Source organism: Ligilactobacillus murinus DSM 20452 = NBRC 14221 (assembly GCF_001591685.1).
Taxonomy (GTDB): Bacteria; Bacillota; Bacilli; order Lactobacillales; family Lactobacillaceae; genus Ligilactobacillus; species Ligilactobacillus murinus.
Map to the genome: position 1 here is coordinate 159363 of NZ_BCVJ01000001.1, position 21838 is coordinate 181200.

Consider the following 21838-nt stretch of genomic DNA (forward strand, 5'->3'; position numbering starts at 1 on the left):
ATCTTATTTTAAGTATAACACAAACTACACAAAAAACGCTCACCGTAAAAGGCAAGCGTTGTTTAAAAATTAATCAACTTGAGCTTTTAGATCTTTGATCCGTTCGTTAGTTGCATTTAATTTTTCACGGTAACCCGCTAATTTTTCTTTTTCTTTAGCAACAACTTCAGCTGGTGCATTAGAAACAAAGCGTTCATTGCCAAGTTTCTTTTCACCACGTGTCACTTCAGATACTAATTTCTTAGCTTCTTTTTCTAAGCGTGCGATCTCTTCATTTAGATCGATCAGATCAGCTAATGGCAAGTAAACTTCAGCGCCTGTGATCACAGAAGTCATCGCTAAGGCTGGAGCTGTCACATCAGAACCGATCTCAAGATGTTTGGGATGGCAGAAGCGTTCGATATATTCTTGGTTGTTTTCAAAGACTGCTTTAGTCGTTTCAGAAGTCGTCTTGATCAAGATATCGATCGCTGAAGACATTGGTGCATTAACTTCGGCCCGGTTGTTACGCACTGCTTTGATCAATTCGATCAAGTTGTCCATTTGTTCTTTTGCAGCTTGATCATCAAATTCTGGGTGGTCAACTGGGTAAGCAGCTGTGACCAAAGATTCACCTTCATGTGGCATTTCTAGCCAAATTTGCTCAGTTACAAATGGCATGATCGGATGTAAGAGACGTAATGTTTGGTCTAAGATATAGCATAAAATGCTTTGCGTATTTTGCTTAGCCTTAGCATCATCACCCGTCAAGTTTTCCTTAGCCATTTCGATGTACCAATCACAGAAATCATTCCAGATAAAGTTGTAAAGTGCACGACCTGCTTCACCGAATTCATAGTTATCAAAGAGGCGAGTCACTTCTTTGACAGTATCATTCAAGCGGCTCAAGATCCACTTGTCAGCTAGTTGCCATTCTGCTTTAGCTGGCAAAGTAGCTGTCGTATCTTCATCAAGGTTCATGATCACAAAGCGACTTGCGTTCCAGATCTTGTTGATAAAGTTCCAGGCTGCATCCATCTTCGTATAGGAGAAACGAACGTCTTGACCTGGGGCTGAACCATTGGATAAGAACCAACGTAAAGCATCAGCGCCATATTTATCGATCACATCCATTGGATCGATCCCATTACCAAGTGACTTACTCATCTTACGTCCTTGTTCATCCCGGATCAAACCGTGGATCAAAACATCCTTAAATGGACGACGACCCGTAAATTCGATACTTTGGAAGATCATCCGTGAGACCCAGAAGAAAATGATATCATAACCTGTGACTAACGTATTAGTTGGGAAGTAACGCTTGAAATCAGGTGCATCCGTATCTGGCCAGCCCATCGTTGAAAATGGCCATAAAGCACTAGAGAACCAAGTATCTAAAACATCAGGATCTTGGTCCCAGTTTTCGATATCAGCTGGAGCTTTTTCACCAACATAAGTTTCCCCCGTATGCTTGTTATACCAAGCTGGGATCTGATGTCCCCACCATAATTGGCGTGAAATGACCCAATCATGAACGTTTTCCATCCATTGGGTAAAGGTCTTTTCGAAACGTTCTGGCACAAAGTCGACCCGATCATCAGAATCTTGGTTAGCCAAAGCAGCTTGGGCTAATGGTTTCATCTTAACGAACCATTGAGTTGATAACCTAGCTTCAACTGGAACACCCGTCCGTTCTGAGTGACCCACACTATGCGTGATCTTTTCGATATTTAACATGTAGCCTTGGTCTTCAAGGTCTTTAACGATCGCTTTACGGGCATCAAAACGATCCATTCCGTTGTATTTACCAGCCCGTTCGTTCATCGTTCCATCATCATTCATCGTGTTGATCCGTTCTAAGTCATGACGGTTACCGACTTCAAAGTCATTAGGGTCATGTGCTGGGGTGATCTTCACCATCCCTGTCCCAAATTCAGGATCAACATATTGATCGGCGATGATCGGGATATGGCGTCCTTGGAGTGGTAAGAGCACTTTCTTACCGACTAAGTCTTTGTAGCGTTCATCTTTTGGATTCACTGCCACAGCCACGTCACCCATCATCGTTTCTGGACGCGTCGTTGCGATCTCGATGTAGTCTTTGCCATTGAATGTCGTTCCATCAACGAATGGATATTTTACATGGTAAAAGGCCCCTTCATCATCTTGGTGGATAACTTCGATATCGGATAAAGCCGTCCGCGCCTTTGGATCCCAGTTGATGATGTATTCACCACGGTAGATCAAGCCTTTTTCATATAATTTTACAAAGACACGGCGAACAGCGTGGGATAAGCCTTCATCTAAAGTAAAACGTTCGCGGTCGTAATCCAAAGAAAGACCTAATTTAGCCCATTGTGCATGAATGATATCAGCATATTCGCCTTTCCATTCCCAAACTTTGTCGATAAACTTTTCACGCCCTAGATCGTAACGGGAGATCCCTTCTTCAGCTAAACGTGCTTCAACTTTAGCTTGCGTTGCGATCCCAGCATGGTCCATCCCAGGAAGCCATAAGGTATCAAAACCTTGCATCCGCTTTTGTCTGATCAACATATCTTGTAACGTTGTATCCCAAGCATGGCCCAAGTGTAACTTACCAGTTACGTTTGGCGGTGGGATCACGATCGAATATGGTTTAGCTTTTTGATCGCCATTTGGCTTGAACAAACCAGCATCGACCCACTTTTGATAACGTCCTGGTTCAATTTGACTAGGATCGTATTTGGTTGACATTTCGATGTCACGTGCCATTATTATCTTCCTTTCTTATCTTGACCGGATCTAAACAAAAAGGCACCGCCATCCGCTTAGGACGACAGTGCCGTGGTACCACCTAAATTGGGTTTTTACCCCTCTTTGATCTGCGTTAACGAATAGATATCCGGTCTTACTTACTTAGTTTCAGTAGGACAGCTCACAAGCTACTATCTGATCGGCTGTTAAAGCGTCACACCCACCCGCTTCTCTCTGAAAACAGTTTGCGATCAAATCCTCTTGTTCAAAGCTTATAGATGTATTTTAGCCTTGAAATACGGACGCGTCAAGCGCTTTTTACAGCAACTCTGCGAAATCTGCTTGTTTTTCGTTCATAAATTCATCACCGATCTTGACATCTGTGATCGTGATATTTTCCATTGCACGAGCTAACAAACCTTCAACATCAAGGCGTTCTTCGTAATAACGTGCCTTATCGATCTTTGGTTTAGTCTTAGGAGCAGGTGGCGCAAAGATCGTACAGCAATCTTCAAATGGTTGAATAGAAAGATCGAAGGTATCGATATCTTGAGCGATCTTGATGATCTCATTTTTATCCATCGAAACTACTGGACGTAAAACAGGCATCGTCGTTACATCATTGATCGCAGCCATACTTTCCAATGTTTGTGAAGCAACTTGCCCTAGAGCTTCCCCGTTAAAGATTGCTAAACCATTACGTTTTTTGGCGATCATTTCACTTAAACGCAACATAAAGCGTCGTTGGATCGTCATCAAGTAACCAGATGGGACTTTTTCTTTGATCGTTTCTTGGATCTCAGTAAACGGTACTGCGATAAATTGGATCCGACCAACATATGGGGTCAACTTAGCAGTCAATTCCTTAGCCTTATTCAAAGCTTGCTCACTGGTATATGGCGGGCTAAAGAAGTGGACCATTTCAATATCCACGCCACGTTTCATCGCTAAGTAACCGGCAACTGGCGAGTCGATCCCACCAGAAAGCATCAACATAGCTTTGCCTGCTGTCCCGACTGGAAGACCACCGGCACCATCGATCGTTTCAGAAGAAAGATAGATCCCATTAGCTCGAACCTCAACTCGTAAGATCATATCAGGCTCTTTCATCTTGACTTTGATCCCTGGGACCGTCTTTAAGATGTGGCCCCCCAACATATCATTTAATTCGTTGGTATCGTATTGGAAGTTATGATCAGAGCGACGCGTGTTGATCTTGAAAGTCATTCCTTCGTGGAAGCGTTCAGCCACCATTTGTGTAGCGACTTTCTTGACCTCTTCGACATCGCGAGCAACGCGGATCGAAGGTGAAAAGTTTTGGATCCCAAAAACTTGTTTCAAACGTTCCATGACTTTAGTCGAGTCTTCGCCATTTAATTGGATATGCATCCGATCACGATGAGCTTTGACCACTAACTCTGGAAAATCATGCATTGCTTGTCGGACATTGAAACCCAAGCGATCGATAAAGTTACGTCGGTTTTTACCCTTAGTTGAAAGTTCGCCGTAACGAACCATAATTTCTGTATATTGCATCTTGCTTCCTTTCTGTTTTTACGAATTGATCTTTAAAAATTTTTGATAGATATCATCGAAGATCTGATTGAATTTATCTGCTTGCGCCATTGTATTATTTTCATCTAAGCTGACACGTACAGCCGATGTGGCGATCTTATCATCGACTTGCATGGCGTGTAAGGTCGATGAAACTTGACCTTTTTTAGATGAGCACGCACTAGTCGTTGAGATAAAGACGCCTTGATCTTCAAACGCATGGACGATCGTTTCACCTCGCACGCCTGCGATTGCAAAACATAAGATATGTGGCGCAAACTTATCATCTAACTGTGAAAAAAGCGTCACTTTATCAAACGCTTGTAAATGCCCAAAGATCTTTTGTCGGATCGCTTGTTCATGCGCAACATTTTTTGTTTCATTTTCCAGCAACAAGCGTAAGGCTTTAGCCATTGCAGCGATCGCCGGAAGATTCTCTGTACTACTGCGTAAATTCTTCTCTTGGCCACCACCAGATAAAAGTGGTGCTAATTTCCGCCCAGCTTTCTTGTACAAAAAGCCCACACCACGAGGAGCATGGAATTTATGACCAGAAAAAGTTACTAGGTCGACTCTTTCATCCATGATCAGATCAGTTAGCCCTTTACCTACCGCCTGAACTGCGTCGACATGAAAATGAACTTTAGGATGATCAGCTAAAACGCGTGCGATCTCTTTTAGCGGTTGGATCGTTCCGACCTCGTTATTGACTGCCATAACTGAGACTAAGATAGTATCTTTGCGTAAAGCTTGCTTTAGATCTAAAACAGATACTCGCCCATTTTCATCAACTGGTAGATAGGTGACTTCAAAGCCTAACTTTTCGAGCTGTTTCATCGAATTAAGCACTGCTGGATGTTCAACTTGTGTCGTGATCAAGTGTTTACCATAGATCCCTTTTTCAAGTGCTGTGCCTTTGATCGCCCAATTGTCGCCTTCCGTACCCCCACTAGTAAAAAAGATCTCTTCTTTTTGACACCCAAGGAGTTCTGCGATCTGTGCTCTAGATTGTTCAAGTAGATTATAGGCATTTTCACCCATTTTGTGTAACGATGAAGGATTACCCCAGATAGCTTCACTGACTTTCGTATAGGTCGTTAAAACTTCTGGGTGAACTTTTGTCGTTGCACTGTTATCAAAATATATCATGCTGACCCCTCTTTAATAATTTAACTTACTTATTGTAATTTATAATCACCAAAAGTACAAATTAATTTGCCATTACAAATTATAAGGACTAAAGCTTAGTTGTGCAACTTAGCTTTAGTCCTTAGTAGATATTTAGATAACTTCGCGCCGGTTATTTCCCGCCTTATAGTCGTTTTCGATCCGTTTATAACAGCCTGGCTCAACGGTCTCAAGTGCCTCAGAGATCACATCTAAGGCCCCCATATAGTCATAATTCTTATTGAAAAGCTCGACTGCGTGGGCATATGCAGAGGCGACCTCCGGATAGCGTGTGCGATAGCGGTTGGAATATTGCAACATTGCTTCGGTCAAAGTCGAACTATCGATGATCTCTTGGGTCTTTTGCGCCAAAACGTCAAGATCTGATTGCGTATTGATCAGATCACGGGCGATCTGTTCCATATCGATCTGGATCTTATTTAAGTCTTGATCCAAACTTTCGATCTCACGTCCGACCTTGAAGAAATATTCAATGTAATCATTGGGAAGACCTGGTAAATTCAAGATCTCGATCTCACGTTTCAAACGGTGGATATCATTATCAAATCCTTGAACTGCCGCTTGCGCTTCTTTTTCTTCTTCAAAGAGATCAGCCACGCTTTCACCGAGCTCTTTTTGCTTGAGCTCGATCTTCTTTAATGCCTCCAGATCAGCTGTTTGTTGATTTAAAACTTCAGAATAGATGACCACATCTTTTGATTTAGCTTGCATATAAGCGGTAAAGCGTTTGTCGATCTTCATTAATTGTTCATTTAACGCATGCGCTTCTTCCATTTCATTATGGTTGAGCGTGTAATTTTGACTCAAACGATCTAATTCGATCAATAACTCTTTTTCTTGATGCTTGGCATGTTCGATAAAATCCGCTAAATGCTTTTCTTGCCGCGTCACCTTAAGTCTAGCGTTGTACTCATTTTCCATGATGTCATAAGCTTCATCGATCATATCAGCGATCTGTTGATCAAGGGCTTCAGCTTTAGGTACATCGGCTTGCTTTAAATTAGCTTCATTTTCTTTACACTTTTGCTCGATAGCTTCTAAGTGTTTAGCCAGATCCTTTTTAAAGCCATATTTTTCAGTTTGTAATTTGGAATAGCCAGCTTTTAATTCCTGCAACTGTTCTGGGAAAATATTCTTTAAATTGCGATAGATCGGGGGCAATTTCTTTAGCGCGATCTTCAATAAACGTGTTTGTTGCTTGAGCTTTTCTAAAAGTTCACTTGATTTAGCATAGTCACCTTCTTCAGTCACCTTAGAATACTCATCAAAATCTTTTTCTAATGTTGCTAATTCTTTTTCTAGCTCATCGATACTTGGCCCATAAGAAAAATTCTTTGCCAATAAAGTCTTTCTGATCTTTTGATACTCTTCTTTGAGTTCACTGATCGCTTTTTTGTGGATCTCAGCAGTCTGCTTGATCTCAGCTAATTCAAGCTTTAATTGCTCATATTGTTGCTTGGCTTTAGCTAACTGAGCTTCATTTCGCTTGAGCTCACCATTGATCTTCCAAAAGCGGTAATGCTCTAATTCAGCTTGCAACTTATTCAAATACTCTGAGATCTCAGGTAATTGTTGGTTCACCAAAGCATAATAGGAGTGTTCTACTGCTTCAAATCCACTTAAACTATCTCCTGATAATGTCATTTTTTTAACTTCTGCGAGTTCTTCCTCAAGTGGTGAGTCGAGGATCTCTTCTATGCTGCTTTTAGCTTTTGTGATCCGTTCTTCAAATGAACGCTGAACGAAAAGTACGCTTGCATAGATTGCGACCGCAACTAATACAATTGTAACTAAAACTATTACCATCTGATGTCCCATCCTTTAAATTGCTAGCTTAAACTTTATCACTTGCCAGAATCGGCAATTACGTATAAAATCTAAAGCTAATTATATCATAGTTACTGATATTGATACACTATAAACGCTATGATCGACATGGAGGAAATAAAATGTCTATTTTAAGTGCACAAATCGATGCTTTATTGGAAAATGAAACCAATCAGACCGCTAATCTCGCTAATGCTTCAGCTTTGTTGAATGATACACTAAAAGACATCAACTGGGTCGGTTTTTATCTCTATGATGAAACGGCCGATCAGCTTGATCTTGGGCCTTTCCAAGGTAAAGTTGCTTGTATGCATATCAAAAACGGAGCTGGTGTTTGTGGTACTGCCTTCCAAACCGGTAAAGTCTTACGCGTCGCCAATGTCCATGAATTTGTAGGACATATTGCTTGTGATTCAGCTTCAAATTCCGAGATCGTCTTGCCCCTGATCAAAGATGGTAAAAAAATCGGTGTTTTAGATATTGATTCACCTAAATTAGATCGCTTTAGTGCTGAAGATGAAGTTTTACTCAGTGAATTTGTCGAAACACTATGTAAACATCTCTAAAATGGAGGAAATTATGGAAAAACATCTAACTGGTTTTACCAACATCCAAAAACTCGATCCTGAGATCTTGGTCGATCTAAAATATGCTACGACCGATAACTTTACCGGACAGATCATCTATGATTTCACTACAGCGATCGCCCGCACTGGAACAGCCCATAAGTTGGCTAAAGCTAGTGAACTTGTCAAGGCAAAAGGGTATCGCCTTAAAGTCTGGGATGCCTACCGTCCAGTTTCAGCCCAAAAGCGTCTCTTTGAAGTCTACCCTGACCCAAATTTCGTGGCAAAACCTGATCCAAATTTCAGTCATCAAAAAGGTGTGACCTTTGATCTGACTTTAACCGATCTTAAAGGCAATGATATGCCGATGCAAACAGCATTTGATGACTTTTCTGTATCAGCTTTTCGTAACGCTGACCGGACCGCTGAGCAAGAAAAATACTACACCATCCTAAACGATGCGATGACTCAAGCTGGATTCGTGGGTTACGAAAATGAATGGTGGGATTATCGTGATAGTCAAATGGATGAATACGGTCCCCTGACTGCCGATCCAAATGACTATTAAATGACCGGATGAATAACGAAGAAGACTGTGACATAAGTAGTTTTTCGTATTGTATATACTAATAAGAACCAGTATTTTCAAGATAAAGAAAGACATCTTCAAATTCCAACGTTTAGAATTTGAAGATGTCTTTTTACTGATGTCACAGCTTCTTGTTTGTGTATAGCCATAAATAAGAAAATAGCAATCAGCTACTATTCTACAATTCCCCTAAAAAAAGAGGAGAGCGCCTTACATAGTAGTTATAACATAAATCAACCTAGCTTACTTTGAAAAAATCATCAAGCACACTACATACGCTACTTAGTTGATCCTATGGCTGTAATAGTTTAGCAAAAGCTTCTTGAGTCATGTCTGGAACTACCCGTTGTCTATGCAATTCATATTTCCCCTGTTCTGCATTAGCTAACCCTGGTTGAGTCGTCAAAGCTAGCTTATATCCACTTTCCTTAGCTACTTTTGGTGAAACTTCATTATAGCGGCCTACAGGATAGACCAACAAGTCTGGCTTTTGATGTAGATTTTGCTTCAACCAAGTCCGTGAGGCTTGCATCTCTTCTCTTTGTCCTGCTTCATCAAGTCGATCCAATTCTTGGTGATTTTGAGTATGGCTAACAAAGCTGACCCACTTACTTTTCTTCATTTCTTTGATTTGTTTTAAAGTTAGCATCCCTTGGGTGTCGATTTTGCTTGTGATCAAACCGATCGTTGCGTGAATGTGATATTTCTTCAAAAGCGGATAGGCAGCGGTATAATTATTTTCATATCCGTCATCAAAAGTCACCATCACAAGTTTCTTGTGCTTTTTTGGTACTTTATTTTGCACCAAGATCTTATACGCTTCAGCTGGCGTGACTGTATAATAGCCCTGCTCATGTAAATATTTCAACTGTTGTTCTAGCTGCTCAGGTGGTACACACAAACCATTTCCCGGCTTATTTTCCACACTATGATACATCAAGATCGGCAAATTGACTGGTGTATTGATCTTCTCCCATTTAGTGGTATATTTTGAGCTAGCAAATACGCTTTGTGTCAATAATACCCCCATTAACACGAGTGCTAGGCAAAATAAAATAAAACGTTTAAACATTTTTCTCCCCCAGTATATTAAGTTATCTTAAACAAATATTATACTCCATTTGTACAAAAATAGCTTGTTTATTTTCACTTGACACCAGCTTTGATAATTGCTACAATAGCGTTTGTGTAAAATAATGCAGCAGTGAGCGGTAAGCTCGTCAACATTTTATTGCCAATTTGGTTCGCCAAGTACCCCTTCGGCTGCAAGGGTGAAAGTCGCAAAATAAAATGCACGAATACTAAACTCACACATTATTTTACTCCAAACAAAATATTGGAGGAATTTTTAATGTCTCGTTATACAGGTCCTTCCTGGAAAGTTTCCCGTCGTTTAGGGATCTCTCTTTCAGGTACAGGTAAAGAATTAGCTCGTCGTCCATACGCACCAGGCCAACATGGTCAAAACAACCGTCGTAAGTTATCTGAATACGGTTTGCAATTGCGTGAAAAGCAAAAGCTTCGTATGACATACGGTTTATCTGAACGCCAATTTGCTAACCTTTTCTTAAAGGCTGGTAAGATCCGCGAAGGTAAGCACGGTGACAACTTCATGGTATTGTTGGAACGTCGTTTGGATAACGTTGTTTACCGTTTAGGTTTGGCTACAACTCGTCGCCAAGCTCGCCAATTGGTAAACCACGGTCACATCACAGTTGATGGCAAGCGCGTGGATATCCCTTCATACGAAGTAAAGCCAGGCCAAGTTATCTCCTTGCGTGAACGTTCAAAAGACTTGAAAGTTGTTAAGGAAGCTTTGGAAGCAATCGTTGGTCGTGTGCCATTTGTTTCCTTTGACGAAAACACAATGGAAGGTTCATTAGTTCGTTTACCAGAACGTGACGAACTCGATGCAAACATCGACGAATCACTCGTTGTTGAATACTACAACAAACTTTAATATCAATTTCGATATTATCTCAGAGCTCAGTTTTGGCTGGGCTCTTTTTATTTTATTTAAAAGTTTGCTATACTTTACCATAGAAAGGTGGTTATAAGATGAGTGGATCAGATGAACTGCAAAATCATATGAATAAAGGGATGTATGGTACACCCCAACTCAAGCCTGATGAAAAGCGTAAGTATCTCGGGACCTTCCGAGAACGGGTCGATCTAACTTTGACTTTCGAACAGCTCAAAGAGCCCGAATATCTTGCTGATCTTAAGCAGGAATTGACCCTTCATCCCGAACTACACGTTATCATCAACGGTCAAGTAGAAAATCCGCTCCTAAGCGAATTGATGCAGATCGCCCAAGAAGCAAATGTTACCTTCACCTGTAACACTGATCAAACGTTGGAGCATGGGTCAAAAGATCTAGCGGTCGTTGTTTGTGATAAAAATACCGCTCTTCATGTTGAAGAAGTTGACGTCGCCAAGCGTTACCCTAAAACAACTAAACCAGAAGTAGCGCCAAAACACACAAAATCCCCGCTCGAACGCTTGCATAAATTATTTGAGTAAACTAAAACATCTAGTAAATAACGATGGACCCATCACGATGCAAAATTTTACATCGTAATGAGTCCATCGTTATTTATACAGTGCAGAGCGTACCGTCTCACACTTTTTTTCTAATTGAAACGTTCAATGATCTTTTGGGCGATCGGTCGTCTTTTTGGCTGTAATAAGACATATTCATGCAACGCTAAGGCTGGGTAAGCATGCGCATTCAAGAAAGTCAACTGTGCTTGTTCCGTGTATGGTTGATAGATGTTTGGAATGATGACATCTAAAGCTCCGTCATGAAGTTGCAACGCTTGCGCTAAACGTTTGAGCTCAGTCAAATACGAACTATCGATCTCATCTAAGACCTCATAAGCCTGTGAACCAGTATTGAAAGTCGCATCATAACGCAAGAGGATCTGGATCCCCCGTGGAATGACACTTTCTAGTTTCAAGCCTTGTGCTTTTAAGGTCTCACGTTCGACCTCACCTAGTGTGATCGTTTCAAATTCAGCTCGTGCCCGCGTATTTTTACGGTTGATCAATTCCTTTAAAGTTGAACGTCCATCACCCACAACATTGGCTGGGATCCGCTCAACTAAACTTATTATCTCATCATTGACGACTAAGGCACGGTAGACCGAACCTTGAACGACTTGCTCGATCATGACTTGCCCAGTCTCTTTAGCCTGTTTTTCAAAGGCATGTGTCAATTCTGCTTGGGTCGGTGGTAATCTAAATAACTGCGTCTGTGCTTTAGAATCTCCGAGCGCATTTTTAACGATCACAGCTTTGCCCTTTAATGTTGGGTATAGTTGCTTTAGCTCTTGGCGGTTATTGACGATCCATGCTTGGGACGTATTGACTGCCTGGCCACTAAGATATTGTTTAGCCAATTGCTTTTGTTGCCAAAGTTCGGTCATGATTGCACTTTCTTTTGTCGTTTGGATCCCACGTTTAAGTAGCTTTCCATCCAATTCAACGATCCCTTGACTTGGCATCACTTCTTGGTAACTAAGACCTGAAATGATCGCTTCATCCAAGATCGTTTGCGTATTTTTATCCCGACTTGGTACTTTTAATAATGCTGCTTCTTGATAATTTTGAGCTAAAAAAGCACCGTAGTCAGCCAACATTTCGTGTTTGCCCTGTGTTCTTAACAAACGTGTGCTTGGAGTCTCAGCCGGTGTTTCTAGTCGTTTCTTTAAAACATCAAAGGTCCCTTGCCACTTGGCATAACCAAATTTTTTAGCGAATCGATCCAATTGTTTCAAGAAAGTATGGGCTTGTACGAAGATCTGGCTCTTAGCAAACGGATTCTCCTGCGCCACTTCTTTTGCCAAAGCTTCAGCAGCTTGGAGATCACTTGGAGTAGTCGTACTTTCATTCAATAAGAAATAGCCTGCCATCACTTCAAGTAAGCGCAACTGGTGGGCTGTAACACCATTTTCGTGGAATGGATCAAAGTCTAAGAGATCAAATTCCAAATAGTGGACACCCTTAGTCTGCATCTCACTTGGTTCTTGATAAGTCCCGCTGAGCTTGATCCCAGGATTTTTATCAGCGGCTAGCTTAGCTTGAGCAGCCACACTGCGCTTAGGTGACACTTGACCCTCACTTACTTTGGTTTCCCAAGCATAAGGGGTCGCACCAAATAAATAGATCAAGAATGCTTTTTTTTGGCTAAATTCTTCCAATAATTTGTGATAGACTTGGTTTCTAAAAGTCACATACGAGATCTTTGATTTACTGAATTTAGCTGCATAGAGTTCAGTAAATAACTGTTCGGGTAAGGCTAAGCGGATCTTACTGCCAACCCCTTTAGCTAAACTTGCATGTAATTTTTCAGAAAATGGCCACAAGACGACCTGGCTACCTAACCGTTTGCGTAAAGCTTGATTTTGTAATTCCATATCTGTCAAAGCACCATCTAACGAAAGATTGGCTTTTGTTTTTAATGTCAACGCTGTCTCTTGGACGGTGACATATTCATTTTTAGTTCCAACTAAGGAAAGCTCTTGTGTATTTAAATTTTTTTGTCTATCTAAGATCTGCCAGCATCGTATCACTTGGAATGTGAAAGCATGCAACGCTTCTGTCAGATCTGAATCAATAATTTGATCACCGATTTCATCAAATTTCATCTTGTTCATCCTTTACAGTTCTCATTTTTATTATTATAACAAATCCCTTGCCGTCCTGCGATCGCTATTTGCTTGCCAGCTGGTGTCGATTTGCTATAATACTACTATTGAGCAAACGAAAGGATGAGTGTTTTTGAAACCATTAGCCTATCGGATGCGTCCGAAAAAACTCGAAGATATCGTGGGCCAACAACATCTTGTCGCCCCCGGTAAGATCTTAGCACGGATGGTCACTGCTAAATTATTGTCTTCGATGATCTTATATGGACCACCAGGAACCGGCAAGACTAGTATTGCTAGTGCGATCGCTGGTTCAACTAAATACGCATTTCGCATGTTAAATGCCGCTACAGACTCGAAAAAAGAACTCGAAATGGTCGCTGAAGAAGCTAAGATCAGCGGGACCGTGATCTTACTACTCGATGAGATCCACCGCTTAACTAAGCCAAAACAAGATTTTCTCTTGCCTCATTTGGAAAAAGGAAGTATCATCTTGATCGGCGCCACGACCGAAAATCCTTACATCACGATCAATCCTGCTATTCGCAGTCGAACTCAGATCTTTGAAGTCAAACCCTTGACCGAAGAAGATATTGCCCAAGCGATCAACCGTGCGCTCACCGATAAAGAAAACGGGCTTGGCGAGCAAAATATCGTTTTGACCGACGAAGCTCGCCTGCATTTGACTCGTGTTACTCATGGCGATCTACGTAGTGCGTTGAATGGACTTGAGTTGGCCGTAATGTCGACCGCTCCTGATGATCTAGGCGTGATCACGATCGATCTACAAACGATCGAAGAATGCGTTCAACGTAAAGCTTTGGTGCAAGACAAAGATGGCGATGCCCATTATGACGTGATCTCGGCTTTTCAAAAATCGATCCGTGGTTCAGATACAGATGCCGCTTTGCACTACATGGCACGCCTCCTTGAAGCCGGCGATCTACCTTCGATCATCCGACGCTTATTGACGATCGCTTATGAAGATATCGGGCTCGCTAATCCCAATGCCTGTTCCCATGCGGTCCAAGCGATCACAGCTGCGGAAAAGATCGGGCTACCTGAAGCAAGGATCCCCCTAGCCCAAGCCGTGATCGAACTTTGTCTTTCACCGAAATCAAACTCGGCGATCATGGCGATCGATGCCGCATTAGCCGATGTTAGAGCAGGAAACTACGGAGATGTGCCCGATCATTTACGGGATACCCATTACCAAGGCGCTAAAAAATTAGGTCGCGGAATTGGGTATAAATATCCTCACGATTATCCACATGGTTGGGTAAAGCAACAATATCTCCCAGATAAGCTTAAAAATAAACATTATTATGCACCTAAAGACAACAGTCGTTATGAAAAAGTCTTGCAAGAACAGTATGAACGTTTGAACAAATTTAAAAGCTAAATTTTTTGATAACGCTTCATTTGGTTTCTTTGCATTCCTAAAAAAAATGTGCTACTATGATAATGAACTTCTGAGATGTACGCGTTATCCTATAAATGTAAGGTTGACCGAACAACTTTAATTTTTGTTATTCGCAATGTCTAATAGCTGACAGACCTTTACTGGGAGTCAAAAGTTAGACTAGGGATACATTTTCCTGCTTACACGCGGGTTCAACTACAAGGATGATTAACGGCATTATCGGATATTCTAAAGTTAAAAGCTTTGGCTAGCGGTCGGGATCTTATCTTGACCGCTAGCTTTATTTAGAGAAAGGAATTTTTGTCACGTGAAAGAAATGCTAACTTTAGGTCTAACGATCATTTTAGGCTTGATCTTACTTTATATGGGCTTTTATCTCTTCACCCACCGCACTAAAACGCTCTTTGGTGTCTTTTCTCCAAAAGATGATCCTGCCCTAAAAAAAGCCATGACATTATGGGCATATATCTTAACGATCTTAGGTGGTTTAACGATCATTGCTGCTTTCTTTGGCATCCTTATTTTTCAGATCACAATGCTCATTTTAGATGCGATCTTAGTCTTTATCATGTCGATCTTAATGCCAACGTACTTACGCATGCCGTAGTTGTTCTTGCTTTCATTTTTCAAACAAATAAAGTAAAATAAAATTGATAAAGAAGAAAGGGTGATCCTGATGTTACAAAGATATAAAAACATTCTTGTGCCGGTCGATGGCTCGCATGAATCCGAATTAGCGTTCAAGAAAGCTGTTGCAGTCGCTAAGCGTAACGGTGATGATACTAATTTATATTTGGTCCATGTAGTTGATACCCGTGCATTCCAAAACATCTCCAGTTTCGATACGGCAATGGTCGAACAAGTGACTGAAACTGCGAAGAAGACAATGGACGGTTACGCAAATCAAGCTAAAGAACAAGGTCTTAAGAACATTTCTTATTCAGTAGAGTATGGTGCTCCAAAGGCAGTTATTGCTAAGGATCTTCCTGAAGAAAAAAATATCGATCTCATCATGATCGGGGCAACTGGTTTGAATGCCGTTGAACGTCTCTTGATCGGTTCGGTAACTGAATACGTGACCCGCACAGCTGATTGTGATGTTTTAGTAGTCAGAACAGACTTAGAAAACAAACCTGCTCTTAACAAAAAAGGCAAAAAAAAATAATAATTAAGCTTCGTTATCCCAAAAATATGGGACAACGAAGCTTTTTTCTTTATGCTTGGCAACCGACTAAATGATCATTGACCAGCCCCGCCGCTTGCATCAGCGAATAAACTATCGTTGGTCCTAAAAATTTAAAGCCCTGCTTTTTTAATTTTTTAGCTAACTCAAGTGACGTTTGCGTCTTAGCGGGAACTTGCTCTGGTTTGGTAAAGCGATTGATACACGGCTTATAGTCAACTGTCTGCCACAATAATTCATCTAAGCTTAAGCCTGCTTGTTTTAGTTGACAGACAACTTTAGCATTATTGATGATTGCTTCTATTTTCAAACGATTACAAATGATGCGTTTATCTTGCATTAAGCGTATGACATCAGTTTGATCCATCTGACTGACCTTTTGGATATCAAAATCATAAAAGACTTCGCGCAAAGCTGGCCGCTTGTTCAAAACAGTTTGCCAACTCAGGCCAGCTTGCATCAGTTCTAAACTCATCAATTCAAACAGTTTCTGCTCATCATGTTCGGGGTGGCCCCACTCTTTATCATGATAAGCTTGCATTTTGGGATCGCTATCCGCCCAATCACATCGTGGCATTAGATCATCCCCTTTAGATATAATTTTAAATTGGCTTTCAAATATGTTTTTGAACTGTGATCAGCTAAACTTTTTTCGATCTTACTTGGCTCATCGGTGATTACACCGTCAGCCCCTAAGACCCAAGCCATCAAAGCTTGTTGGGGCGAGTTGACCGTCCAAAGATAGACCTTTTTGCTGTTAGCATGTGCTGTTTTGATAAAGTTTTTAGTCGCTGTCTTATATTCAAGTGAATAAAAATCAGCCTTATTTTCTGCCAAACTAAAGAGATTGAACGGCAAAATATAACCCGCCTGTATTTTAGGAACACGCTGTTTTAATTCATTGATCGCAGCTAGGTCCATCGAATGAACAGCATCTTTTTTAGCTAACTTTTTCCCATACAATTCACAAAAATACGCACTAAATTTTTCCCCAGTTCCTTGGTTGACCTTTAATTCTACTAAAAGTGGCTGCTTTAGTTTTTGAGCTTGCTTCAAATAGCTGTCAAAACTGGCCACATAAGCTACATGACCATTTTCTTTAAGCTTGACTTGGGTCAGTTGTTCCAAAGCATTATCAGCGATCACTAAGTTCTTATGTGCTAATTTACGGAGATTTTCATCATGGCTCACCACAAAGCGGCGATCAGCAGTCTCTTGGATATCTAATTCAACATAGGCTGGTTTGGCAGCGTGTTTTGTCTTATTTAGTGCAGGCAATGTATTTTGAACACCATTTTTGCCATCAACTCCGCGGTGTGAGATCACGAGTGGTAACGTACCTGGATCAACATTTAAAGCCTTATGTGCCAAATTTACCTGGAACCCCAATGCTAAGAGCACCAAAACTCCTGCACCCCACTTTTTCCATTTAGCTGGTAAAACCACAGCTACTCTCTTGGGCAACTCGCTTTTTACGCTCCAAAAGACTAGGCTTAATACTAAGACTTGCTTTAACGTCCAAAAACTGACCGCATAGATGACAGCTACTCTTGGAGTCGTTACTAGAGTTGTCGCCCATAGACCTAATAGATCAACGAGTAGAAGACTTATCCCGCCTAATATAATATATTTAGCATAATGCCAAATATGGTGCTTGGTTTTGGAAAAACTTTGCTTGAGTGTTTCCTTAAATGAAGCCGATGTCGTAAAGTACGGGACGATCCCCAAAAATGAACGTAAAGCTAGATAATAAAGCACTAAAAAAAGCATCGATCCGATCCCCAATATGAGCTGGCGGTAAGTAAAGATCCAAGCACTGAGTGAAAGGGAAAGGGCTACTTGATTCAAGCGTTCCAAACTAAAACTTAGCGCACTAAATGGCAACCATAAAAATAACAAAATAACGATATAAAATAATTTGGCAAAGTAATTCTTGCCGGTTTGTTTTGTCAAAGTCGGCGCTAAAAGCGGTAAGAGTATCAGACTCAAAAGACTATAGATCGGCCAGCGCAACATTAAACTGTTCAAAAATACAATAATACAACCTAGGATCACTAAGTTTTGATCCAATTTTTTCAAAATTTCTCCCCCCACCAAAAAAGGACACGGTAAAACCGCATCCCCTTGTCAAATATAATGATTATTTCTTATCTTCGTCTGTTAAAAGACCTGTACCAAGTTTTTCAGAACCTAATTCTTGGAAGTCATAGTGCAACTTAGCATTGTCATCAAATTCAGCGATCGCTAAACGGATCAACTCATCGATCAAGGCCTTGTAGTTGATACCAGAGACAGCCCAAAGTTGTGGATACAATGAAATATTTGTGAAACCTGGCAAGGTGTTAACTTCACCAAAGTAAGGAACATTGTTTTCATCAACTAAGAAGTCCATCCGAGCCATACCACGGTTGTCTAATACGCGGAAAGCATTTAAGGACATTTGTTGGATCTCTTTTGTTAGATCTTCTGGTAATTCAACTGGGATTTCAAAGACCACGCCGGAAGCATCCACAAATTTGTTGTTGTAATCGTAGAAGTCATCGCCTTCAGGAACTACAACTGCACCTAATTTAGATGCTTTAGCTTCACGGTTACCCAATACGGAACATTCAACTTCACGTGGGCTATTGATCGTTTCTTCGATCAAGACCTTGTAGTCATAACGGAAAGCATCATCTAAAGCTGCTTCAAATTCTTCTTTGTTAGCAACTTTGTGGATCCCAACAGAAGAACCTTGGCGTGCTGGTTTGATGAATAATGTTTCACCTAATTTGGCAGCACATTTTTCATATGGATGATCCGCGCGTGTTTCAGGTGTGACCACTACATATTTAGTATTGCGGATCCCATGTAAAGTCAAGAGTTGCTTTGTTAGATCCTTATCAAAGGAAACACCTGAAGAAGCGATCCCACTACCGATATAAGGTTTGTTCAATAAACGGAACAAGCCTTGAACAGTACCGTCTTCACCCATGTTACCGTGAATAACTGGGTAGAAAAGATCAACATCTTTAACTTCTGAAAGATTTTGTAAGTTAGCTAATGGGTTGGAAAAATCAACATCTTTGATCGCTTCGGCAACCACTTCATCTTCCACAGCACCATTAAAGATCTTCATTGAATCTTCGTTGCCAAGTAAGAAACCGTCCTTAGTGAACATGAAGACTGAAACTTCATATTTGTCCTTATCTAATGCGTCGTAAACTGTGTGTGCGGAACGCTTTGAAACATCGTGTTCAGATGAGTTTCCGCCAAAAAGCAATGCAATGTGCAATTTTTTATCTGCCATAATGGTATATCCATCCTCTTATATATAATATTATTATACGGCTTTTTATTGTCCACAAATCAGCCTTAACAGCGGTCTTTTTGTCTCCAATAACTAAGAAAATGATACCACGAAAAGCCTTTTCTTGTCATGTATTTAAGCAAAAAATAACCCAGTACGTAAAATATGCTCACAATTCAAGAACAGCAGTCCCCTGTTTGATGGTTTCAAACATTTCATGGGCCATTTGACCAAATTTTTGCTTCTCATGAGTCAAATGAAATTCCAAAATATCTAAAGCACATAAGAACAAAAGGCAACGTTGCAAACTATAATTAGGGATCTCAAGTTCTTTTTGGCTACGATAGCCTGCGATAAATTCATTTCGTAGATCAAGCTCGTTTACTTCATTGAAGAAAAACTTTATCAGATCCTCGTAAGCTACTCCCATATGTGCCCGTTCAAAATCGATCAAAACTTCATGCTCACCATAAAGCATCAAGTTACGGATACTAAAATCACCGTGCAAGACGACTTTGGGTAATAGCTCATAGTCTGTGTCAGCTGGAGCAAGGTCTTCTTCTAAGCGTGAAAAGACCTCATTTACTTCAGTTTCATATGCCGTGCCAGTAAATTTAGCCACTTGTTCTTCCAAACGTTGTGACAGCGCACGTTTATCATTAGGCACGGCCACTTCTCCTGTTAAGCTAGCATGAAATAAAGCTAATTTCTCACCAAATTGATAAACTTTAGTCGGCGTTAGATCTTCTTTTTCAACGTCATTCATCACTCGATCTTTCAAGACGATAACATAATTATCCTCATAGATCACATTATCAAGATAAATATCTGGACAATAGACTTGGTTTACATGTTGCTCTGCATAAAACTTGGCTTTATCCTTGAAGATCTTAACGAATAGATCACACAAAAAACGCTCACTGTGACCTGTCAAATGCATGTTTCCCGCTACATCATGGATCGTTTCCAGATCGGCTTGATAGTATTCATTTAAAAAATCGATCAACATTAATCTCGCATCCCTTTTCCCATTTACTATCGTCTATTATACTTACTCATTTTGGGTACGTCCACGATCTACCAAAGACTATTTACATCCTATATCAGATTCAGTCTTGCAACTTATCCTTGATTAAGATATCCTTTGTGAGTACGATTATTTTATCTAAAAAGGAAGGTTTATTTTCATGGACAACACACAGACACACGGAAAATATATCAGTTGGCCGATCTTGACATTGATGGCTTTTGTGACCGTCATCGGCTTTGATGATATTATGTATAACTTTAAAAACCAAGGTATGACAGTTATCACATCTTGGATCTTGATGCTTTTTTTGTATGTTATTCCCTATTCTCTAATGGTCGGACAACTCGGCTCGGTCTTCAATAAAGAAGGTGGCGGGCTTAGCTCTTGGATCCGCGGAACTAATGGTGAATTTCTTGGTTATTTTACGGCTTGGACTTATTGGGCTGCTTCAGTACCTTATGTCGTTGACTCAGCTAACTCAGTCGTTGTTGGCTTTGGTTGGGCATTTACTGGTTCAGGCAAATTCCAAGACACCATGTCAAATGCAGAATTTACTCTTTGGACTTTTATTATTTTCATTATCTTTATCATTATTCAACGGCGCTTAGCTAACTCCATGGAATTTCTAAGCGTCATCGGTGGCGGTATGATGTTTGTCATGACGATCCTCTTTGTTGTATTAGCCTTTGTTGGCTTAGCTAAAAATGGTGGTCACATGGCAACTCAACCGATGAATATACATACGATCATTCCTAATTTTGATCTGAAATATTGGACGACTGTTGGGATGTTGATCTACGCTGTTAACGGGAGCGAATTGATCGCACCATATGTGACCCAAATGCGTAAACCACAGCGTGAATTCCCTAAAGCGATGATCGCCTTAGCTGTTATGACAGCCTTTCTAACGATCTTTGGTTCTTTTGCCTTGGGGATCTACTTTAACGCTTATCACTTACCAAATGACCTTAAAATGAACGGCTCCTACTATGCTTTTAGAGCTTTGGGCGAACAATTTGGTCTAGGTGATATCTTCATGTATGTCTACGCTTGGACTTCGGTCGTCTACATGTGTGCTTTGCTAGCGGTCTTATTAGATGCGATGACACGGATGTTGATCTCAGATACCGGTGATAAATACATGCCTGAATTCTTGCGTAAGACGACTAAAGATGGGCTTCCGATCAACGGTTACATTTTGACCTGTACTTTATGTGCCTTCATTATGTTTTTAGGGGTATTTTTACCTGAGATGAACGATGTCTTCAACTGGCTTTTGAACTTAAACGGGATCATCTCTCCTGGGGTAACTTGCTGGATCTTCTATGCTTTCATGCGGATCCGCAAAAACTCCAGCAAATATCCCTCTCAATATGTCTTTATCAAAAATGATAAATTAGCCTATTTGGTTGGACTTTTATTGTTACTCGTTACGGCATTGGCTACCCTACTTGGGGTCGCTCCACAAGACGTGGAACAGTTTAGTCATACATGGTGGTACGAACTAGTCATCAATATCGTCTCGATCGTGGTCTTGATCGGACTTGGTGCTTTGTTACCTTCGATCAGACGACGCGAACTCAAATATGGGACTGCTTTTGATCGGTCCCAATGGTATCTAATGATCGCACTCGTTGTCTTCTCCGTCGTCTTTGATGTTTGGCTTGGCGGCACAAAGATCGCTTTACGGCTAGTTTATATCATCATTGAAGTCGTGATCGCACTTATTTTACTTGTCTTGATCGCACATAAAAAACCTAGTCAAAACTAAAAAAGAAGGAACTTTACATGAAGTGAACCCCCTAAGTTGGACAAAGGAATCTGA

Annotated in this window: 18 protein-coding genes and 1 other annotated feature; of the genes, 8 read left to right on the top strand and 10 right to left on the bottom strand. The window is 40.8% G+C overall.

The annotated features are described in order from the left end of the window. Positions 1-69: 69 nt before the first annotated feature. The 4 genes from LMU01S_RS00790 to ezrA all read right to left on the bottom strand — a co-directional run bounded on the left by LMU01S_RS00790 (position 70) and on the right by ezrA (position 7263). The gene (locus LMU01S_RS00790; protein WP_056959346.1) at positions 70-2733 is read right to left on the bottom strand and encodes a valine--tRNA ligase; all 2664 of its coding nucleotides are present in this window, start codon (positions 2731-2733) and stop codon (positions 70-72) included. A gap of 54 nt (positions 2734-2787) precedes the next feature. After that, positions 2788-2993: a binding site (T-box leader), on the bottom strand. 40 nt (positions 2994-3033) lie between these two features. Next, positions 3034-4251 (bottom strand): tRNA uracil 4-sulfurtransferase ThiI, encoded by a 1218-nt coding sequence (thiI, locus tag LMU01S_RS00795; RefSeq protein ID WP_004049019.1) that lies wholly within the window; start codon positions 4249-4251, stop codon positions 3034-3036. An 18-nt stretch (positions 4252-4269) separates the two neighbouring features. After that, on the bottom strand, positions 4270-5418 hold the full coding sequence (locus LMU01S_RS00800) for a cysteine desulfurase family protein (protein WP_056959345.1): 1149 nt from the start codon (positions 5416-5418) through the stop codon (positions 4270-4272). Positions 5419-5550: 132 nt separating this feature from the next. Beyond that, complete coding sequence (gene ezrA, locus LMU01S_RS00805) at positions 5551-7263, bottom strand: septation ring formation regulator EzrA (protein ID WP_056959344.1); 1713 nt, start codon at positions 7261-7263, stop codon at positions 5551-5553. A 143-nt stretch (positions 7264-7406) separates the two neighbouring features. Here ezrA and msrC point away from each other — a divergent pair, with 143 nt between their 5' ends. Then, complete coding sequence (msrC, locus tag LMU01S_RS00810; RefSeq protein ID WP_056959343.1) at positions 7407-7850, top strand: free L-methionine (R)-S-oxide reductase MsrC; 444 nt, start codon at positions 7407-7409, stop codon at positions 7848-7850. 13 nt (positions 7851-7863) lie between these two features. Then, positions 7864-8418 (top strand): M15 family metallopeptidase, encoded by a 555-nt coding sequence (locus LMU01S_RS00815; protein WP_056959342.1) that lies wholly within the window; start codon positions 7864-7866, stop codon positions 8416-8418. Between the two features lie 313 nt (positions 8419-8731). Here the strand turns inward: LMU01S_RS00815 and LMU01S_RS00820 are convergent, their stop codons facing one another. Beyond that, on the bottom strand, positions 8732-9511 hold the full coding sequence (locus tag LMU01S_RS00820) for a polysaccharide deacetylase family protein (protein WP_056959341.1): 780 nt from the start codon (positions 9509-9511) through the stop codon (positions 8732-8734). 279 nt (positions 9512-9790) lie between these two features. On the opposite strand from LMU01S_RS00820, the gene rpsD reads away from it, so the two are divergent. Then, entirely contained in the window at positions 9791-10399 is a 609-nt protein-coding gene (gene rpsD, locus LMU01S_RS00825; protein ID WP_004049031.1) for a 30S ribosomal protein S4, read from the top strand. A gap of 98 nt (positions 10400-10497) precedes the next feature. Continuing rightward, positions 10498-10962, top strand: coding sequence for a YueI family protein (locus LMU01S_RS00830; RefSeq protein WP_004049033.1), 465 nt, complete (start codon positions 10498-10500; stop codon positions 10960-10962). A 110-nt stretch (positions 10963-11072) separates the two neighbouring features. Here the strand turns inward: LMU01S_RS00830 and LMU01S_RS00835 are convergent, their stop codons facing one another. Next, entirely contained in the window at positions 11073-13088 is a 2016-nt protein-coding gene (locus LMU01S_RS00835) for a bifunctional glutamate--cysteine ligase/glutathione synthetase (RefSeq protein WP_056959340.1), read from the bottom strand. Between the two features lie 133 nt (positions 13089-13221). Between LMU01S_RS00835 and LMU01S_RS00840 the strand changes: the two genes are divergently transcribed. The 3 genes from LMU01S_RS00840 to LMU01S_RS00850 all read left to right on the top strand — a co-directional run bounded on the left by LMU01S_RS00840 (position 13222) and on the right by LMU01S_RS00850 (position 15676). Then, positions 13222-14490 carry a replication-associated recombination protein A gene (locus LMU01S_RS00840; RefSeq protein WP_056959339.1) on the top strand — a complete coding sequence of 423 codons (1269 nt, stop codon included), beginning with the start codon at positions 13222-13224 and terminating at the stop codon, positions 14488-14490. Positions 14491-14827: 337 nt separating this feature from the next. Next, positions 14828-15118: a hypothetical protein gene (locus tag LMU01S_RS00845; RefSeq protein ID WP_225354575.1), complete on the top strand. Its 291-nt coding sequence runs from the start codon at positions 14828-14830 to the stop codon at positions 15116-15118. Positions 15119-15187: 69 nt separating this feature from the next. After that, the gene (locus LMU01S_RS00850) at positions 15188-15676 is read left to right on the top strand and encodes a universal stress protein (protein WP_056959337.1); all 489 of its coding nucleotides are present in this window, start codon (positions 15188-15190) and stop codon (positions 15674-15676) included. 49 nt (positions 15677-15725) lie between these two features. Here LMU01S_RS00850 and LMU01S_RS00855 read toward each other — a convergent pair whose 3' ends face one another. The 4 genes from LMU01S_RS00855 to LMU01S_RS00870 form a co-directional block, all read right to left on the bottom strand. After that, the gene (locus LMU01S_RS00855) at positions 15726-16271 is read right to left on the bottom strand and encodes a DNA-3-methyladenine glycosylase I (protein WP_056959336.1); all 546 of its coding nucleotides are present in this window, start codon (positions 16269-16271) and stop codon (positions 15726-15728) included. After that, positions 16271-17773: a glycerophosphodiester phosphodiesterase gene (locus LMU01S_RS00860; protein ID WP_056959335.1), complete on the bottom strand. Its 1503-nt coding sequence runs from the start codon at positions 17771-17773 to the stop codon at positions 16271-16273. The genes LMU01S_RS00855 and LMU01S_RS00860 overlap by 1 nt, the downstream gene beginning before the upstream one ends. Positions 17774-17834: 61 nt before the next feature. Further along, positions 17835-18983: a D-alanine--D-alanine ligase family protein gene (locus LMU01S_RS00865; RefSeq protein ID WP_056959334.1), complete on the bottom strand. Its 1149-nt coding sequence runs from the start codon at positions 18981-18983 to the stop codon at positions 17835-17837. Positions 18984-19152: 169 nt separating this feature from the next. Then, positions 19153-19992, bottom strand: coding sequence for a phosphotransferase (locus LMU01S_RS00870; protein ID WP_056959333.1), 840 nt, complete (start codon positions 19990-19992; stop codon positions 19153-19155). A 178-nt stretch (positions 19993-20170) separates the two neighbouring features. Here LMU01S_RS00870 and LMU01S_RS00875 point away from each other — a divergent pair, with 178 nt between their 5' ends. After that, entirely contained in the window at positions 20171-21784 is a 1614-nt protein-coding gene (locus LMU01S_RS00875; RefSeq protein WP_056959332.1) for an APC family permease, read from the top strand. Positions 21785-21838 lie beyond the last annotated feature (54 nt).

Bases quoted from the DNA above. Each gene is read 5' to 3' on its own strand.
- LMU01S_RS00790 (WP_056959346.1), bottom strand. From the start codon at position 2,733: ATGGCACGTGACATCGAAATGTCAACCAAATACGATCCTAGTCAAATT.
- thiI (WP_004049019.1), bottom strand. From the start codon at position 4,251: ATGCAATATACAGAAATTATGGTTCGTTACGGCGAACTTTCAACTAAG.
- LMU01S_RS00800 (WP_056959345.1), bottom strand. From the start codon at position 5,418: ATGATATATTTTGATAACAGTGCAACGACAAAAGTTCACCCAGAAGTT.
- ezrA (WP_056959344.1), bottom strand. From the start codon at position 7,263: ATGGTAATAGTTTTAGTTACAATTGTATTAGTTGCGGTCGCAATCTAT.
- msrC (WP_056959343.1), top strand. From the start codon at position 7,407: ATGTCTATTTTAAGTGCACAAATCGATGCTTTATTGGAAAATGAAACC.
- LMU01S_RS00815 (WP_056959342.1), top strand. From the start codon at position 7,864: ATGGAAAAACATCTAACTGGTTTTACCAACATCCAAAAACTCGATCCT.
- LMU01S_RS00820 (WP_056959341.1), bottom strand. From the start codon at position 9,511: ATGTTTAAACGTTTTATTTTATTTTGCCTAGCACTCGTGTTAATGGGG.
- rpsD (WP_004049031.1), top strand. From the start codon at position 9,791: ATGTCTCGTTATACAGGTCCTTCCTGGAAAGTTTCCCGTCGTTTAGGG.
- LMU01S_RS00830 (WP_004049033.1), top strand. From the start codon at position 10,498: ATGAGTGGATCAGATGAACTGCAAAATCATATGAATAAAGGGATGTAT.
- LMU01S_RS00835 (WP_056959340.1), bottom strand. From the start codon at position 13,088: ATGAAATTTGATGAAATCGGTGATCAAATTATTGATTCAGATCTGACA.
- LMU01S_RS00845 (WP_225354575.1), top strand. From the start codon at position 14,828: ATGCTAACTTTAGGTCTAACGATCATTTTAGGCTTGATCTTACTTTAT.
- LMU01S_RS00850 (WP_056959337.1), top strand. From the start codon at position 15,188: ATGTTACAAAGATATAAAAACATTCTTGTGCCGGTCGATGGCTCGCAT.
- LMU01S_RS00855 (WP_056959336.1), bottom strand. From the start codon at position 16,271: ATGCCACGATGTGATTGGGCGGATAGCGATCCCAAAATGCAAGCTTAT.
- LMU01S_RS00865 (WP_056959334.1), bottom strand. From the start codon at position 18,983: ATGGCAGATAAAAAATTGCACATTGCATTGCTTTTTGGCGGAAACTCA.
- LMU01S_RS00870 (WP_056959333.1), bottom strand. From the start codon at position 19,992: ATGTTGATCGATTTTTTAAATGAATACTATCAAGCCGATCTGGAAACG.
- LMU01S_RS00875 (WP_056959332.1), top strand. From the start codon at position 20,171: ATGGACAACACACAGACACACGGAAAATATATCAGTTGGCCGATCTTG.